The sequence below is a fragment of the Psychrobacter sp. N25K4-3-2 genome (assembly GCF_015351755.1).
Taxonomy (GTDB): Bacteria; Pseudomonadota; Gammaproteobacteria; order Pseudomonadales; family Moraxellaceae; genus Psychrobacter; species Psychrobacter glaciei.
In genome coordinates this window covers 596066-614162 of sequence record NZ_JADKLX010000003.1, presented here as the reverse complement: position 1 = coordinate 614162, position 18097 = coordinate 596066, and the positions used below count along the sequence as shown (strand labels likewise).

At 43.9% G+C, this 18097-nt stretch carries 16 protein-coding genes, 1 tRNA gene and 1 other RNA gene; 7 read left to right on the top strand and 11 right to left on the bottom strand.

Annotated elements, in window-relative coordinates:
• Positions 1-72 precede the first annotated feature (72 nt).
• The 6 genes from IOD06_RS10445 to coaD form a co-directional block, all read right to left on the bottom strand.
• Positions 73-149, bottom strand: a tRNA-Met gene (locus IOD06_RS10445).
• A 144-nt stretch (positions 150-293) separates the two neighbouring features.
• Positions 294-676, bottom strand: an RNA gene (gene rnpB / locus IOD06_RS10440) — RNase P RNA component class A.
• 85 nt (positions 677-761) lie between these two features.
• The gene (bioD, locus tag IOD06_RS10435) at positions 762-1502 is read right to left on the bottom strand and encodes a dethiobiotin synthase (protein ID WP_194620822.1); all 741 of its coding nucleotides are present in this window, start codon (positions 1500-1502) and stop codon (positions 762-764) included.
• Positions 1499-2824: an adenosylmethionine--8-amino-7-oxononanoate transaminase gene (gene bioA / locus IOD06_RS10430; RefSeq protein WP_194620821.1), complete on the bottom strand. Its 1326-nt coding sequence runs from the start codon at positions 2822-2824 to the stop codon at positions 1499-1501. The genes bioD and bioA overlap by 4 nt, the downstream gene beginning before the upstream one ends.
• Before the next feature lie 55 nt (positions 2825-2879).
• Entirely contained in the window at positions 2880-3128 is a 249-nt protein-coding gene (locus IOD06_RS10425; RefSeq protein ID WP_025651626.1) for a YfhL family 4Fe-4S dicluster ferredoxin, read from the bottom strand.
• Between the two features lie 60 nt (positions 3129-3188).
• Positions 3189-3713 (bottom strand): pantetheine-phosphate adenylyltransferase, encoded by a 525-nt coding sequence (coaD, locus tag IOD06_RS10420; RefSeq protein WP_010201795.1) that lies wholly within the window; start codon positions 3711-3713, stop codon positions 3189-3191.
• A gap of 252 nt (positions 3714-3965) precedes the next feature.
• On the opposite strand from coaD, the gene smpB reads away from it, so the two are divergent.
• Entirely contained in the window at positions 3966-4442 is a 477-nt protein-coding gene (gene smpB, locus IOD06_RS10415) for an SsrA-binding protein SmpB (protein WP_010201796.1), read from the top strand.
• 101 nt (positions 4443-4543) lie between these two features.
• On the opposite strand, the gene rarD is transcribed toward smpB, so the two are convergent.
• Positions 4544-5566 (bottom strand): EamA family transporter RarD, encoded by a 1023-nt coding sequence (gene rarD / locus IOD06_RS10410; RefSeq protein ID WP_194620820.1) that lies wholly within the window; start codon positions 5564-5566, stop codon positions 4544-4546.
• Positions 5567-5856: 290 nt separating this feature from the next.
• Here rarD and IOD06_RS10405 point away from each other — a divergent pair, with 290 nt between their 5' ends.
• Complete coding sequence (locus tag IOD06_RS10405; RefSeq protein WP_189582755.1) at positions 5857-6324, top strand: Lrp/AsnC family transcriptional regulator; 468 nt, start codon at positions 5857-5859, stop codon at positions 6322-6324.
• 117 nt (positions 6325-6441) lie between these two features.
• Here the strand turns inward: IOD06_RS10405 and IOD06_RS10400 are convergent, their stop codons facing one another.
• Both IOD06_RS10400 and IOD06_RS10395 read right to left on the bottom strand, forming a co-directional pair.
• Positions 6442-7065 carry a hypothetical protein gene (locus tag IOD06_RS10400; protein WP_194620819.1) on the bottom strand — a complete coding sequence of 208 codons (624 nt, stop codon included), beginning with the start codon at positions 7063-7065 and terminating at the stop codon, positions 6442-6444.
• 10 nt (positions 7066-7075) lie between these two features.
• Complete coding sequence (locus tag IOD06_RS10395) at positions 7076-8383, bottom strand: ammonium transporter (protein ID WP_194620876.1); 1308 nt, start codon at positions 8381-8383, stop codon at positions 7076-7078.
• A 651-nt stretch (positions 8384-9034) separates the two neighbouring features.
• Between IOD06_RS10395 and IOD06_RS10390 the strand changes: the two genes are divergently transcribed.
• The 5 genes from IOD06_RS10390 (at position 9035) to IOD06_RS10370 (ending at position 14901) form a co-directional block, all read left to right on the top strand.
• A complete protein-coding gene (locus IOD06_RS10390; protein ID WP_194620818.1) occupies positions 9035-9793 on the top strand; it encodes a hypothetical protein in 759 nt (252 codons plus the stop codon).
• Positions 9794-10056: 263 nt separating this feature from the next.
• Positions 10057-12486 carry a YgiQ family radical SAM protein gene (locus tag IOD06_RS10385; RefSeq protein ID WP_194620817.1) on the top strand — a complete coding sequence of 810 codons (2430 nt, stop codon included), beginning with the start codon at positions 10057-10059 and terminating at the stop codon, positions 12484-12486.
• Between the two features lie 483 nt (positions 12487-12969).
• Positions 12970-13380 (top strand): hypothetical protein, encoded by a 411-nt coding sequence (locus IOD06_RS10380; RefSeq protein ID WP_194620816.1) that lies wholly within the window; start codon positions 12970-12972, stop codon positions 13378-13380.
• Between the two features lie 235 nt (positions 13381-13615).
• The gene (locus IOD06_RS10375; RefSeq protein WP_194620815.1) at positions 13616-14170 is read left to right on the top strand and encodes a hypothetical protein; all 555 of its coding nucleotides are present in this window, start codon (positions 13616-13618) and stop codon (positions 14168-14170) included.
• Positions 14171-14211: 41 nt separating this feature from the next.
• Positions 14212-14901, top strand: a complete 690-nt coding sequence (locus tag IOD06_RS10370) for a hypothetical protein (RefSeq protein ID WP_194620814.1) — start codon at positions 14212-14214, stop codon at positions 14899-14901.
• A 130-nt stretch (positions 14902-15031) separates the two neighbouring features.
• Here IOD06_RS10370 and IOD06_RS10365 read toward each other — a convergent pair whose 3' ends face one another.
• Entirely contained in the window at positions 15032-15595 is a 564-nt protein-coding gene (locus IOD06_RS10365; protein WP_194620813.1) for a hypothetical protein, read from the bottom strand.
• Positions 15596-15941: 346 nt separating this feature from the next.
• Positions 15942-18020, bottom strand: a complete 2079-nt coding sequence (ligA, locus tag IOD06_RS10360; RefSeq protein WP_194620812.1) for an NAD-dependent DNA ligase LigA — start codon at positions 18018-18020, stop codon at positions 15942-15944.
• Between the last annotated feature and the right edge of the window lie 77 nt (positions 18021-18097).

Genomic DNA, 18097 nt, shown 5'->3' with positions numbered 1-18097 from the left:
TGATTTATTTTAGGCAAAAAAAAACCAATCACAAAGGATTGGCTTTTTTAATGTTACTAGTCTTGCTATAAATGGTGGCGATGAAGAGACTTGAACTCTTGACCTCACGATTATGAGTCATGCGCTCTAACCAGCTGAGCTACATCGCCATTTTAGGCTCGGTATTATGCCCAAGTTGACTAACCTCGTCAACCCCCAAAAGGCATTTTTTCGAAAAAACATGGCGTTTTCTGCAAATAAGTACTCACCAACATACAGTAAGCATTTTATAAATACAATTTCAGCCATTAAAAAGGTTTGGTAAACCGATAAGCCGGGTTCTGTCGTGGACAATCATTCCTCTAGGCGTACAATCGCTCGTACGCTCAAGCAACCTACCCGCATCGAACGCGGGCCGCGCCATGCCGATGCCTATTTGGTCTTGCTACGCGTGGAGTTTACCATGCCGTGAACTGTTGCCAGCCACGCGGTGCGCTCTTACCGCACCCTTTCACCCTTACCGATGACATGAATATCTTGCGATACCCATATAAGCCAAAGGCGGTCTACTCTCTGCTGCACTGGTCGTCAAGTTACCCTGCCCAGCCGTTAGCTGGCACGCTGCCCTATGTAGCCCGGACTTTCCTCCCCTGCTCATCTGTTGCCAGTGTGCAGCGGCGATTGCCTAGTCTACCAAGCGCGCTAGTATAGCAAATCTAATCGCCGTCTAGGAATATCTTTTACGCTTATTTTCATTCACAAGAATACTATTCATAAACCACTTAAATAAAGTCCTTTGGCAAAGACAATGTCTGATGCTTCAACGCTGTTTTAGTATCAGACATTGAATGGTTTTCTAAGTGGGGTAACTGTAGCCAGTGTGTCTTTGGATAATATTGCTGTAGATGGTTCTGTAAAAACTCAATCGTGCTATCAGCTATCTCGACGTCAGTATTATCGGTATCATCATGGATATGATTATAGACAACAGTATGAACCTGTAAACCGCGCTGGGTGATAGCTTCGAGACTAAGTAAGGTATGATTAATACTACCCAAGCGACCTGATGTGACCAAAATAATCGGATAGCCTTGAGCAGCAATGTAATCTAAGACGAATAACTGCTCAGTAATGGGCACTAGTAGCCCGCCTGCGCCTTCTAATAGCACTACTTCATAATCAGCTTGCAAGCTTTTCGTAGCGCTCGTAATAACCTCAGGATCGAGTGTTTGTTTGGATAGTCGACTCGCAAGATGCGGTGAAGCAGGTTTTTTATAACGATAAGGACAAGTAGTAAAATCCAAATCACACGGCTGTAGCGGTATGTCCATTAACGCGCGGTGCGTGATAATGTCATCAGCAATACCCATTTCACCGGTCATTGGATTGACACTAACGCCCGTTTGGACTAACTTTTGAGTGATAACGTTTGTGCCTTGCTGCATTAAGGCTTTTGCAAGCATACCTGTGGCATAGGTTTTGCCAATATCGGTATCGATACCAGAGATGAATAGCACGCTCATAGCGGAACTCTATCGGTCGTAGAAATTTGACCCAAGTAAGCAGTGACGACGGTTAGTAATGACTGGCATAACGTTACCATCTCATCATCAGTGATGATGTAAGGCGGCATAATATAGACCAACTTACCAAAGGGTCTGACCCAAATACCATTTTCAATCAGCAATGTTTGAAAGGTCGGCATATCAACGGCTTCTTGCAGCTCAATTACTGCTATGGCACCCAAACAACGCACCTCAGCAACGCCATTTAAACTCGCAGCTGGAGCAAGTTGCTGTTCCATGACAGATTGCATATTGGCTGTACGCGCTTCAATATCATAGGACAGTATTAAGTCAATGGACGCGCACGCCACTGCACATGCCAACGGATTACCCATAAAGGTTGGGCCATGCATCAGAGCTGGATAATCGCTTTGGCTAATGGTATCAGCAATATGGCGCGTACATAAAGTCGCGGCAAAGGTCATATAGCCGCCCGTCAATGCCTTACCAATCGTCATGATATCAGGGCTGATACCCGCATGCTCACAAGCAAACAGCTTGCCACTACGCCCAAAACCAGTGGCGATTTCATCAGCAATCAGCAGCACCTCATGCTCATCACATAGCTGACGTAACAGTTGCAGATATTCAGGACTATAGAAACGCATGCCACCAGCGCCTTGGATAATCGGCTCGATAATAAAGCCTGCCAGCTTATCGCTATGCTCATCAAAAAACATTGTCAGTGCAGTGCGTTCTTCTTCCACTAAAACACGCTCAAACCCTAATGGCGGGGCAGGAACGAAGTGCTGCATCGGTAATTGTTTGCCATACAAGCTGTGCATACCATTAATAGGGTCGCAAACACTCATCGCGTGCCACGTGTCGCCATAATAACCAGAGTGGGTTGAAGCAAACTGGCATTTTTGTGGACGCTTGGCGGCAATCTGGTACTGCAATGCCATCTTAAGTGCAACTTCTACCGCAATACTGCCGCTGTCCGCATAAAAAATAGCCTCTAAATCAGTAGGCACAATATCGAGCAGCTTTTTGCCTAAATCTATCGCTGGCTGGTGCGTCAAACCACCAAACATGACATGCGCCATTTTGCCTAACTGCTCAATCATCGCCGCATTCAGTTTGGGATGATTATAGCCATGTGCACTAGCCCACCACGACGACATGCCATCGATCAGGCGCGTACCATCTTCGGTGATGATATAGATGCCCTCCGCACGATCAATAACGATATTGGGATAAGTCGGTGGTAGGCTGGCATACGGGTGCCAAAGATGCTGCTGGTCAAAGTCGCTCGTTATCTGGCTTGCATTTATCGTCATTACATTGTCCCTAAAGCGCTCTAAATCCAGATGTTATCAATAGTGTATGAGTCACTTATTGACCAGTAATGCGTTTGTATTTAGACATCAAATCACTTTCAGTTTCGACATGGTTAGGATCATGAGGAATACAGTCAACCGGACAAATAACCACGCATTGCGGCTCATCGAAATGACCGACGCATTCCGTGCATAAATCAGGATCGATGACATAGATATCATCGCCTTCTGAGATGGCTTCGTTTGGGCAGGCAGGCTCGCACACATCACAATTGATGCATTCATCAGTAATTAATAGCGCCATAAACTGCTCCTTATTGTTTATTACTAGCCTATATGCTGTAGCTATGAGCTTATTAAAGGGCTAGCTGTCTTTAATAGCCAGTTTTTTTGTAAAAGCCTGTGCCACACATGGAGGGACGAATTTATTGACATCGCCGCCAAGTCTAGCAATTTCGCGAATCATCGTCGACGAGATAAATGAATAGTTCTGAGAAGGGGTCAAAAACACCGCTTCAAAGTTTTCATCGAGCTCGCGATTCATATTAGCGAGCTGAAACTCATATTCAAAATCTGACATCGCCCGTAGACCACGCAATACCGCAGTGGCGTTTTTTTCACGCATAAAATCTACTAGTAAGCCTTCGAAACCAATGACCGAAACTTGGGGTAAATCTTCAAACACGGTCTCTACTAAAGTGACGCGTTCTTCGAAATTAAATAACGGTTTTTTATGATGTCCTGATGCAACGGCGATGACGACCTCATCAAACAGCTTGGTTGCGCGCTTGACCAAGTCCACATGACCATTGGTAATCGGGTCAAAGGTGCCAGGATATAAAATTTTGGTGTGCAGCTTTGAAGAATTGGAAGTAATAGAGTGGCTCATAACATGGCTAATATAGTCGGTAATATTACGCCATATGCTAGCAAATTTTGCCCGAACTTAATACTTATCTGCTACATTTGTCCTAACAGCTGACTTACATTTTTGTGAGGTGCTTTGCTACAATAGGCGGTTCGACTCATCCGTCTTATCATTCGAATGTAAGATAATCCAATTAAACGGGTTAGGGTGAGGAATTAGTAGGACTGGTCAGATAAGAACACGATACTTTTAAGTGATTCTTATGGAGAAATTATGTCAAAAAAATCAAAAAAACCGGAAAATCAAATTTGTGCGAACAAAAAAGCTCGACACGAGTACTTCATTGAAGAAACGTTTGAGGCAGGATTGTCGTTACAAGGTTGGGAAGTAAAAGCCATTCGCGCGGGCAAAATGACCATTACCGAAGCTTATATCATCTTCCGTAATAACGAGGCTTTCATATTTGGCGCGCATATTCAGCCGCTACTATCCAGCTCGACGCATGTCAGCCCTGATAGTATCCGTACCCGTAAACTGCTGCTCAATCGCCGCGAAATCGAAAAATTGATGGGTGCAGTCAACCAAAAAGGATATGCCTGCGTGCCCTTATCCTGCTATTGGAAAAACTCGCTGGTGAAATGTCAAATTGGCTTGGCACTGGGTAAAAAGCAACATGACAAACGCAAAACGCTAAAAGATCGTGATTGGGAACGTGATAAGCAACGTGGCTTTAAACAGCATTTAGATTAATGGATGAATGAAAATATTCACTTTAATCTAAGGTAAAAAGGACGGCTCGATTAATTGAGCCGTCCTTTTTTATCGCTTATTCATATTGTCAATCGTAGCTTCTACGAAACTTGTGTTTTGACCGAAGATGATAGGTTTTTACGAGCGCGGCGCAGTTGGCGAATGCCATGAGTAACCAAAAAAGCAATACCGAGCCAAATCAAACCATAGCTATAAATCATCGCTGATTCAAACGGATTGCCCAATACGGTGATTGCCAATATGAATAATAATGCAGGCTCCAAATAACTCATCATGCCGTAAACATTCACCGGCAGCATTTGACTGGCATCCACGTTGGTTTTCATGGCTAACACGCTCATGACACCCAGACCTATCAGCATCATGATAAAAAAACCAGAGCCGCTAACAAGCATTAAACTACTAGGTGCTATCAAAAACAAATAAGCCAAAGCAAATGGTGCGAATATCGTCAAATCGACCAATAATCCAGTCACAGCACCGATTCCTTGCAGACGACGCAAGATATAATAAATAGGATACGTACCGCAGACCCAAAGCGTTGCCCAAGAGATACTTTGCGTACGGATAATTTCACTGCCGACCCCTAATGCGGCAAAGCCAACCGCCAACCATTGTAAACGGCTTAACTTTTCGCCAAAAAAGACACAGCCAAATACAACCATCATTAGTGGGAATAAGAAATAACCCATCGCGGTTTGTACACCTTGCCCATTCACGGGTGCCCACATAAATAACCAAAACTGGCTTAAGAATATCGGCGTTGGTAATAACAACCAAACCCACTGCTTTGCTGTGCGCAACGCTTTTAATTTATCCATGTGCAAACCCAAGCGTCCACTAATCAGCAAATATCCTATCAGTGCCGCCCACATCGCTAGCATACGCCAGATAAAGACTTGTGTACCTGACAATGGCGCTAAAAAGCTGCTGTAAGCATAAAGTACGCCAAACAACAAATTCGACAGCACGGCTAACGCTACGCCTAACATTAATGTGCGCTGCTGTGCGCTACCTGCTGTCCAAATAGTAGGCAGTGGCAAGCGCGAAACAGTCGTTGCGAGCGTATTTGCAAAGACAGTAGAAAGGATTGAAGTAGACATAAAAGCACCGTACATTTAAATAGATATTAGGAGAGCAGCTATTAACTTTGATTTGTCATGACTAAGCTTTTTTGAGCTCTAGGCTCTGATTGCTAAGCTTTGATTATTGATCTTGCTTAACAGCATCTATTTTACGAAGTAACGATGAGATATTATTGCTATAACAACCCATTTATAAATAAATCTATCTTTTTGAGCGCTCAAAACTGAATATTTTCTTATTTTTTGATTTATGGTGATAATAATGATAAAAACAGATAATGAAAGCATTTCATAGAAGGGAGAACATAATGAGCCAAATTTTAGATGATATCGATAAAGCGATTTTAAATTTGCTACAGGACGATGCGACCTTGCCATTAAAAACGGTGGCAGAACAAGTGCATGTGTCTATCGCTACTGCCCAGCGCCGTATCCAAGCATTAATCAGCAACGGCGTCATTACCAAGCAAGTCGCTATTGTGGACCCAAACAAGGTGGGTTACGGACTGACTGCCGTGGTGATGATAGAGATGGCGCGATCTAATACCTCGATGCAGCATCGGTTTGAGCGCTTGATGAATACACAGCCACAGGTCATGAGCTGCTATGAAGTGTCAGGTGACGCGGATTTTATGCTGATGGTCAATGCCAAAAATATGAGTGATTATCATCGATTCACGACTGGTTTACTCACTTATGAGAATAATGTGCGCAACTTTAAAAGCCAATTTGTGATGAATTTCACTAAAAGTGGTACAAAGATTTTATTGGATTGACGCTAGCATGATAATTTGTTTGCGATGAATAGAATTCTTATAAAATATTAGAATTGAGCGTTAGAGCGTGTCATGAACTAGCATAGGAACTCATTCATAACGCGCCCTAGCAATAAATCAAAATAGCTTTTCGACCACTGCTTTTGGATGACTTTGTTTGGCAATCTCCGCCACCTGAAATAAAATGTCATCAGCCTCGACGGGCCCTACAATATTGCATAAGCAGACGTAAGCAAGTTGAAGCACATTATTTAAAATATACATATCATGAGGTACTACAGGACGACCGCCATCTAAAAATTGACTAATGTTAAGCGTATGCCCTTTGAAGGTGCGTTCTTTCGAAACAGCTTGGTGCAAGGTCTGAAACAGACTGCGATTATCTGGTGCGGTCAATTGATTGTTAAACGCTTCCATTACCGTATAAAATGCTTGAACCCCTTCAAATTCAGACTTTTGTCCATTAACAGTATTAGCCTCAGTAGCTGCCTCAGTCGATTGATGACTGGCTGCTTGCATCGTACCCCAAAAATCTTTACGGATATCAGACCGATAGGGTTTTAGCTTAGGATAGCGTTTTGTTGCCTCCAAAACGCACTGTTGCATCATTTTTATGGAAACCGTAGGATACTGTCGCCATTGAACCGTGAGAAGCAATACTTCCTCATGATTTAAATATTTTTCCAATACTTTTGCCATCGCGGACACGGTTTTTTCTACTGATTGAGTTTCGATAGTCATCAGTTTTCTCCTATAAATGCCGCTCTGTTAAACTTTTAGAATCAAACATCTGCTTTTGAAACTCGGGATAGCCTATCTCTGCATGCTCGGTATAGTCAAGGCCACGTTGCTCGTGGAGGCGACTGGCTTTTAAGCCGAAAGTCATATCAATGAGTTTATACATCACCAAACCTAAGCCCAAGGCCCAAGCGAGCGCCACACCCACACCTAGGGCTTGCACACCCAAGCGTGATAAGTTGAACAAATCCCCTGAATAGAACAATCCGGCCGCCAGTGTGCCCCATGCCCCGCCAAAGCCATGAACCGCAACTGCTGATACCACATCGTCGATTTTTAGCTTCAATAAAGCTTGGGTCGCTAGGATATAGACCACTGAGGCGATCGCACCAATGATAATGGCGAACACAGGCGTCGTCGTGGCACACCCTGCAGTAATGGATACTAGACCGATTAAACTGGCGTTGACACTATCGCTGAGCAAGATAGCTTTGTTTAGAGCCCTCGATATGATCATATAGCTCACCACAGCACTGACAGCTGCGACGAAAGTATTGACTGCTATCAAACCAATATTGCCAGTAATTGATAATGTCGAACCGGCATTGAACCCGAACCAACCGAACCACAATATAAAGCCGCCAAGAGCCAGTAACGTCATGTTATGTCCTGCTATCAATCTAGGCGTGCCATCAGGTGCAAAACGTCCCAATCTCGGGCCAATGACCAAAATACCAGCCAGCGCCAACCAACCGCCAATAGAATGCACAACGGTAGAACCCGCAAAATCAATAAAACCAAGCTCGGTAAGCCAGCCTGTACCACCAAAATAACCACCCCAAACCCAACTGGCAAACACCGGATAGATAAGCAGGCAAATAAGACAGGCGGCTACCGCGTACCCAATAAATGACACGCGCTCCGCCATAGCGCCACTAGCAATCGTCACCGCTGTCGCTGCAAACATCATCTGAAAAAACATCAGTGCCCAATCAAGGTTAGACAGCTCTACTGGCATAAAATGATCAGTACCAAAAAACCCAGAGTCATTGGTGCCCATCATTAGTCCAAAACCTACCAAATAAAACGCCAGACCACCAATACACATATCAGTATAGTTTTTCATCATCACATTCACAGCATTCTTCGCCCGTACTGAGCCACTCTCTAGCAAGGCAAATCCTGCCTGCATAAAGAACACCAATACCCCGCCCCATATAATCCAAGCAATGTTTTGATATTCGAGCAATTGCGTCACCGTTAATGTGGCCTCCTCAGCAGCATTGGCACTATTGGTTGCCCCAGCCAGTAAACCGATCATCAACAGGGTCTTGAATAATGACGACTTAAATAAAACAGATATCGCATCCAGCCTAAAAGATAATTTCTTCACACACTTCTCTCCAAACAATTATTCAGCAAATCAACATCTATTAATGCTCTACTCTTGCTAATCCATATAGACAAGTAGGCTCTAATAAAGAGAGAGCAAAACGTATGCCAAAATGCACTTTTCTCGTGAGGGAAATAACACTGCAATACCAAAATAGAAGCCCCCAGTATAAAGACCATCTTTAGACCTACCGTCACCCCTAATACTAAATCTGGATTAGAACTAATCAACTATCCCATCTTGAATCATATTTATGAGAATAATGTGCGCAACTTTAAAAGCCAATTTGTGATGAATTTTACTAAAAGTGGTACAAAGATTTTATTGGATTAATTTGGCTATAAAAACTGCTTGGCTGGTTAATTAAAAGTAGCTAAGTCACGCTCAAACAAGGTACGATACCAACGAAAGTTTGGCTATAAACAATAGATACCAAATCAATAGTCCGTCGGTATAGTCGATTCAATTTAAAAGTAGTACAAGGCAACCGAGTGTAGATGTATATTTGATACTTCAAGCGAGGTTAACGCTGTAATACTTTTATAGTGGAATGACTATAGTAGACAAGGAAGCCTTAGCATGACTAAAAACACCCGTGCCGTTAAAAAAGAAGAAAGCAATAATCCAGTATTAAAAGCATTAAGCTTCAAAACAGTGATAACAGGGGTGTCACTTGCGGCATTGCTCGTCACCTCAGGCTGTGCCACTAGCTCATTATTAGACAGTGGCAATCGAGTCAACACCACAACGACTAAGAGTGTGTTGTCTGAAGATCAAATTGTGGCTTTTGGTCGTCCTGCACAGGCATTGCCAAAAACGCCAAATGCGACCATGGTAATCGTCGGTGAAAAGAACAGCTATGTGCTGACCCAAGGCGGGACGGAAATGGTCAATTTACTCACCAATCTGACGCCAAAGAACATCCAAGTCGATAATGACATGAGCTTTTCTGTGCCCAATAATGACGGCTATTTTCAGGGAGAAATGAAGCTTTCTTATGCCAAACTAAAAGATGAGTTTAAACGTTCTGACTACCAGTTCTTTTTGCAAAATAATGGTAAAGAGTGCACCTCAGCAAGCGATCAACGTATCAATGCTCAGCGCTTTTGCTTTAGCGTTCCTGTCAAAGGCGCTATCTATCCGCAGGTCAGTAATTTAAGCCTGATACAGTCGAACTATCGCGCCTTAACCAAGCCTTATATGGTTAGCTTTCATACAGAAACACAGCAAGACCAAGTCATTCGTAGTGGCGCAAATACGGCGCAAAAATTGGTCTTATTACCCTTTGCCCTAGCCTTTGATGTTGTGACTTTTCCACTGCAATTGTTAGACAATTAAAGAACTTGTCAGCCAATGCATTGATCACCTCCTGACTCATAATCTAAAGCAAGAATGGCTCTGCATTTCCCAAAACCATTCTTGTTGATAGGCTGATAGATTGTCTTACACTATCAATAACTTATCGTCAATCACCCCTCATAGAATAGGTCGCATAGTGAAGGCGATTCATGTTAAAATGAGCGCTTTTAAATTCGCCTTTATTATCAGTGAGTAATAAGGGACGTATTTTTAGTGCCATTTTCTAATTAACAGGTCCGCCCATGTCTGCCGATACCATTGCCCGCACTGCCTTTAAGCAAGGCACCAAGCCACTTTATGATTATGACAAACATTGGGCGAGCTGCTACGAGCCTGCGCCTTATCTGCCGATGAGCCGTAAAGAGATGGACGATCTGGGCTGGGATGCTTGTGACGTCATCATCATCTCAGGCGATGCCTACGTCGATCATCCAAGCTTTGGTATGGCGATTATCGGTCGTCTATTAGAGTCGCAAGGCTTTCGTGTCGGTATCATCGCTCAGCCAGATTGGAAGAGCAAAGACGCCTTTATGGAACTGGGTAAGCCTGTCTATGCTTATGGCGTGACCGCGGGCAACATGGACAGCATGATCAACCGCTATACGGCAGATCGCAAAATCCGTAGTGATGATGCTTACTCACCAGGTAATGTCGCTAATAAACGTCCCGACCGCGCTGCTATCGTTTATAGCCAGCGCTGCCGCGAAGCTTATCCTGATGTGCCGATTATCCTAGGCGGTATTGAAGGCAGCTTACGCCGTATCGCGCATTATGACTATTGGTCAGACAAAGTCCGTCGTAGTATCTTGCTGGATGCCCGTGCTGACGTCTTATTGTATGGTAATGCTGAACGCGCTATCGTCGATGTGGTGCATGGCTTATCAAAAGGCTATAGCTTTGAGCAAATGAGTAAATTGCGTGGTACCTCATATCTATTGACGCCAACACGCCGCCATTGGCAAGCTGGCATGACCGAAGTTGCCAGTAATGATGTCGATACCGTCGGCCGTGTCGATCCTATTATCAATCCATATGTGATGACTGAAGATATCGATAGCTGCTCAATCGAGCAAGACAAACCAAGCGACTCACCCGTTGGTCAAGCCATGACTGGAATGTCTGCTCAGTATCAAGGCTTTGTCGCAGAACCTGTCACCAATAAAGTCATCAACGCTGAACAAGTCGATGAAGAAACGCAAGTGGTACAAATGCGTGGCTTTAATAAGCCCATGACGGCGCGTAAACATAAACTCAAAATGCCACCGCGCGAGCAGACTGTCATTCGCCTGCCTGACTATGAGCACGTCAAATCTGACCCTGTGCTTTATGCCCATGCCAGCCGTATTTTGCACCTTGAGACCAATCCAGGGAACGCTCGTGCGCTGGTACAGCGTCATAGCAGCGGTGCTGGTAATTCGCATACCTCGATTGACGTTTGGCTGAATCCACCACCGATTCCACTCTCAACCGAAGAGATGGATTACGTGTTTGATTTGCCGTATGCCCGCCTGCCACATCCAAGCTATGGCGATGCGCGTATCCCTGCTTATGACATGATTAAGTTTTCGGTCAATATCATGCGCGGCTGTTTTGGTGGTTGTACATTCTGCTCGATCACTGAGCACGAAGGCCGCATTATTCAAAGCCGCTCAGAAGACTCTATCTTGCGCGAAGTGGAAGCGATTCGTGATACTGCACCCAACTTTACTGGCGTGATATCTGATCTTGGTGGCCCAACGGCTAATATGTATCGTCTCAGCTGTAAAGATGAAACGATTGAAAAGAACTGCCGCAAGCCTTCTTGCGTCTATCCTGATGTCTGCGAAAACTTGATTACCGATCACAGTAATTTAACCAAGCTATATCGCAAAGCGCGTGATATCAAAGGCGTGAAAAAAATCCTTATTGCCTCAGGTCTGCGTTATGACTTGGCAGTGAAAGACCCTGAATATGTCAAAGAATTGGTCAGTCATCATGTCGGTGGTTATCTAAAAATCGCCCCTGAGCACTCTGAAGAAGGCGTGCTATCGAAGATGATGAAGCCGGGCATGGGCAGCTATGATAAATTCAAAGCCATGTTTGAGCAGTTCAGCCAAGAAGCGGGTAAAGAGCAATATCTGATTCCTTACTTTATTGCCGCGCATCCGGGCACGAAAGATGAAGATATGATGAACCTTGCGCTTTGGCTAAAAAGTCATGGCTACCGTGCTGACCAAGTGCAGGCATTTTATCCAAGCCCGATGGCGACAGCGACCACCATGTATCACACCCATAAAGATCCGCTACATAAGGTCAGTCGTGATGAAGGTGACATGGATATCGTCAAGTCTGGCAAGCAGCGTAAATTGCACAAAGCCTTTTTGCGCTTCCATGACCCAAAAAACTGGGTGATGTTGCGTAAAGCATTGCAAGATATGGGTCGTAGCGATTTGATTGGTAAAAATCGTGGTTGCTTGATTCCACCATTTAACGCCAGCTTAGAAGGTCGCGATGCCGCACAAGACAGTTACCAATCGGCGCGCAAAAAGAACAGCCGCTTAGGTAATGATTCGGTGAAGCGTAGCAATGGCTCAACCAATAACAATGTCGTTAGTAAGAATACCAAAAAGAAAGTAAGCAAAGGTAATTTCCAGACACAGCATACGGGTCTGCCGCCACGCAAAACTAAGTAATTAATTCCGCTGACCAAACTTATAAAGTAAGATTGGTCAGCGACAGCTTAGATATCCTTATTAATAAAAATCGCCCATCGGCTCTCAAGCTGATGGGCGATTTTTATTTGCCTAGGCAACTGTGAGTATCTATATTCAGTGAAAAATTCAGTGAAAAGTAATATCGACACATGACGCACTGCTGACATCAATTTTTCTTGCTTGCTGTGCCTGTGCAGACAAAGGCTACAAAAAATTAATATCAGCAGCATCGTATTTTTTTTGGGGTATTTTGACTATGGGGCGTCCCCTAAATGACTTATTGTCCAAATAACGTCCCACTTAAATTAGAAATTACATTAGTCATCGGTTAAGTAAGAAAGCTAATAGGTAACAAACAATTTCTAACATTGCGCTGACTGTATTTTCGCTACTATGGCGTCATATGCTTAACGCATTATTAAGAACAGTTAAATGAATCAAGTTAATACTTTGGAGAAAACGATGAAAACGATAACTAAAATTGTAACCGCCCTACCAGCCCTTGCCCTACTGAGTGCTTGCGCCACTACCGCACCTACTACCCCAGATGCCACTGATACACCTGTTCCAGAAAAAGTGACAGCCGCTTATGATCGTATGGCACCAGCGCCTTATACTTGTACTGATGACAGCAAAATCATGGCAAAGCAGTCTATCAATAAACAACAAGTGATGCTAAACGCGACATTGCCTAAAGTAAATTGGGCAGAGCAACCAATCATCTTAAATGGTAAAGTACAAGGCGATGTAGCAAGTTACGTCAATGAATCAAATCCAGAAGCTGTCTATGCATGGCATATGAAAGGCGACAAAGGTATTTTTGCCATCAAATGGGCAAATGGTAAAGAATACCAAGTAAACTGCCAAATATAGTCAGTAGCCACAAGCAAAATTTATCATAAATAGTGAACAAAAAAACAGTCATCCTATGGTGGCTGTTTTTTTGTGCGCATTTTTTAAGAATATGCCAGTTGCTTCGATATTTTCATATTCAATATTTTTATAACAGGCGCTCGTTTGCTGCATTTCGCTAGAGAACCGTAAAGAAAGCTGTCAAACTAGCAGGTAGAGTACATTAATCATGACCAATAATAAAAAGGATAACTCGATGGCTAAGCGTCTGATAAGTATGATGGTAATTGCAACGGCAAGTATATGGGCGCTGACAGGCTGCAATAACGCTGCCGATTCTGTTGATGCTACCGACCAAACCCCTGAGGCAGCGGCGACAGCAGATTCATCGACGCCAAAAGGCGAATCAGCAGTTGATACGATAGACTGGTCATTGGTAGACAGTGGTGAAAAGCCTGCTGATCCCACTAACTATCAGTATCCGTTTGCGCTCGATAGTCAAAACGTCCGTGATTATGCGGATTACTTCAAAGTGGATGCTGCGACTGCTCAACACAACCTCACGATAAGTATGGCAAGTAACGAAGCACTATCGAAAGCCTTGGATCAGCTGAGTGAGACCTATGTCTCACACGAGCTAACCGATGGCAATGAGATGACGCTTATCATTCATACCACGCCTGATGTCGCTGCCAGTCGCTATGATTATGTGCTGTCTGATGACTTTGCCAAAGGGCTGGTACTACCTATCGTGATTCAGCCAGATGGTAAGAAAGGTGACGCAAAGGCGCATGGTGAGATGGCGGAGTAGAACGGAATATACTCAGTCCTTTTATGCAAGTGAGATAAAAAATGATATTTGGAAATCCAGGAATTACATGTAATGGTAAATATAGCAATTTTGCTATTGTCATTGAGCATCTAACAGCAGACCTTTATAGTCTCAATTTATGTGTCGATATACAGATTGTTCCACCACATCTGGCTTATAACATGAAAAGCATGTTTGTAGCGCCGCTTACTGATAGAGATATTTTTAAGACTCAGTCACCTGCATTATTTCATCTAAGTGATAAAGAGTTAATGATTGCCTTAGCAAAACAATATTTCTCTGAGTGGAAAGTAGAAGAGCGAATAAAGTTAGGTCTTCAGCCGACATTGTACACACCCGCTAAGATCGAAGAATATGAAGAGAGCTTATACAATGAGAGCTGTTCTGATTTTGAAAATTTCGTAGATTATCTTTGGGATATAGAGCCACATGAATATGGAGATAAGGGGTGGTATCCATTTATCATCAATAATAAAGACGACACCAAACTGGTCATCATTCATATACATCGTAATCCTAAAAATTTAGACGATTATCCTGATGATTTAAAAGAATATGAAAGATTTTTTAATGCTGATAAGTCGCCTAAACAACCAAAATATTTCGATGAACATTATTGGTCAGTAAAAGTGATCAAGATGAAGACAGCAGAGATGCTTTCAGTTATAGATGAAGCCTATGAGTATTTATTTGGTACTAAAGTAAACTGACAAAACGTACACTGGGGTAACGCACGCTTTTCATTTTAATGACTGTTGGGTAAACGGAAAGGATTATTTGAAATCTCAGCAATAATCAAAAATCTTTAAAAATGTCGTTATAAGGGTGTACAAACGCAATCTAGCCACTTGGTTGTTCACCGCCATAGTTGGTATTATGAACCATAATTTGATTAAAACCACCGACACAGTAGGTGTGATAGTCCTCAACTTCGAGATTATATACCGTCGTGGTATAAGGAATATAAGACTCTGTACCATCATCATGAGTGGTGATATTGTAGTTATCGCAAGAAATATCCGTTTTTTGAAACTGACCAAAAGTTTTACGAATATTGTCCATATCAAATAGCGTGCCTCTACTTAGGCTTTCCTCCATACCTTCAATATCTTCCACAGCATGAGTATAATAAGGTGTGGCATGCATCCATGCCATATTACCGACCTGATCACTCCCGTACTGGTATAAGGGTTTAGCAGCTATCACTGCATAATGATTGCCATTTTCTGGATTCACTAGTATATCCCCAAACGTTAGCTGATCTGCACGTCTCCATTCAGGTATATCAAACAACGCTAAATCCTCTGGCGGGCCAACGAGCGAACGATCTCGGTCAGTATGATATCCTTTACCCACGACAATAAAGGGGTGGTTAGGCGTAACACCAACATGGTTTGGTAACATTGCATAATGAACATCCTCTATATCTGTTAGAGCGGGTCTAGTGATATCGATATATCCAACGTACCATATCTCTTTATTTTCAAACTTAAAGGTCCTGGTCACTCGTTTGAAAACAGGCTCCCCGATGCCATTTTCAGGTGCAGATAGCACCTTATCACCCACCTCGATATCTTGTATCGGTTTATAGCTAAACCTATTTGGACCCTCTACTCTGACTGATGTTCCTTTAACAAAACAACCAATTTTGCGCTGGCTAGCATCTTGTATTATTGTTTTCATAAAGCATCATCCAATGTTTGCAAGTGGTAGCGCCCAGCGCATCTATAAATCTCAGTTGAAGCTAAATCTACTCCCCAACCAACGCCAAAAACTCTTCCTCACCTACGATTTTCACACCCAGCTTTTCTGCTTTGGTCAGTTTAGAGCCAGCCTTATCCCCTGCCAGTAGCGCAGTCGTTTTTGCCGAGATGCTGCCTGATACCTTCGCGCCTAACGCTTGCAGTTTGGCCTTGGCCTCATCACGTGCCATTTTTTCAAGCGCACCCGTGATAACCCACGTCTGCCCATCAAGTGGCAAGTCTCCAGCAGCTTTTTGCTCGACCTTATCCCAATAGACACCTGCTTCAAGCAATGAATTAATCACTTCGATATTATGCGGCGCACGGAAGAACTCGTAAGCAAGCTCGGCAGTGATAGTACCGACATCAGGGGTTTTAATTAGGGTTTCGATACTGGCTGCCATCAGGCTATCGAGATTCTTAAATTGCTGAGCAAAGTTTTGCGCCGTGCCCTCACCCACACCGCGAATACCAAGTGCATAAATAAAGCGAGCCAATGTCGTGTGCTTGCTAGCTTCGATAGCGCTAATGATGTTTTGTACCGATTTTTCACCCAATTTTTCTAGCGTGACGAGCTCGTCCGTATGATTGTGCAATTGATAGATATCAGCGACGGTTTTGACCAATCCATGCTCAAAGAAGCTAATGAGCCAACTCGCGCCAAGCCCATCGATATCCATTGCACGACGCGAGACAAAGTGAATCAGCGCTTCTTGCTGCTGTGCGGGACAAAATAGGCCGCCAGTACAGCGTGCCAATGCCTCATCTTTTGGCAGGACGACAGGAGAGTCGCAGACAGGACAGGTAGACGGCAGCGTCACTGGCTTTGAGTCTGCTGAGCGCTGGTCATGCCACACGCGAGTGACTTTGGGGATGACATCCCCTGCACGATGGACGCTGACCATATCGCCTGCACGCACGTCTAAGCGCTGAATCTCACCAAAGTTATGTAGAGTGACATTACTGACGGTGACGCCGCCGACTTTGACGGGTTCAAGCTTACCCACTGGGGTAATCGCGCCGGTACGTCCGACTTGCCATTCGATATCGTTTAGACGCGTCATGACCGTTTCGGCAGGGAATTTATAAGCAGTTGCCCAGCGCGGCTCACGTGACAAAAACCCAAGCTGCTGCTGCAATGACAGGTTATTTACTTTAATCACCATTCCATCGATTTCAAATGGCAAATCAGCACGAGCTTCAATCACTGATTCATAATAAGTCTGTGCCGCGCGTGGATTTGCGACCACTTCTACCGCACTGACGGTAAAGCCAATGGTTTTTAGCCACGCCAAGCCTGCTGATTGGGTTTCGATGGTTTCAGGCAATCCCTGATTGATAGAATAAGCATAGAATGCCAGTGGGCGACTGGCTGCTATAGCTGGATCTAGCTGACGCAGACTACCAGCAGCGGCATTGCGTGGATTAGCAAAGGTTTTGCCCTCATTCTCTTCTGCTAGGCGATTGAGACGCTCAAATCCTGCCTTTGGCATTAATACTTCACCGCGCACTTCTAGCAGTTCAATATCAGCGGCATCCGCGAGCCAAAGTGGCAAGTTGCGAATGGTTTTTGCATTTTGAGTAATGTCTTCACCCGTTTGCCCATCACCGCGCGTGACAGCTTGGACAAACTTACCATGCTCATATTTTAACGACACGGCCAATCCATCGAGCTTTAGCTCCATTTCATACTCAGGATTTTTCTGTGCGTCATTTAGACGGTCATTGACGCGGCGCATAAAGGCATGTAATTCGTCATAGTCAAAAACATTGCCCAGTGACAGCATGGGGATGTCATGAGTGACTTGAGTAAAAGCAGATAGCGGCATGTCACCGACTTGATTAATCGGACTGTCTGGTTGCACCAAATCTGGGTATTCTTCTTCAAGCTCCAATAAAGAGCGACGCAACTGGTCGTATTCGCTGTCTTCTAAGATGGGATTATCGAGCACATAATAGGCATAATTGTGCTGCTTAAGGGCATCGATAAACGTGCGCATTTGGATGACGATATTATCGCCAGTATCATGAGCCGCATTTTTATTGATTTCAGTTTGAGCAGCGATCGGTAAGATAGAGTCAGTCATAGTCGGCGTCTTTTCTTTGCAATTCAAGATGTCGATATGATAACAAGTTTGCAGGATACTCGGATAATATTTTGCAG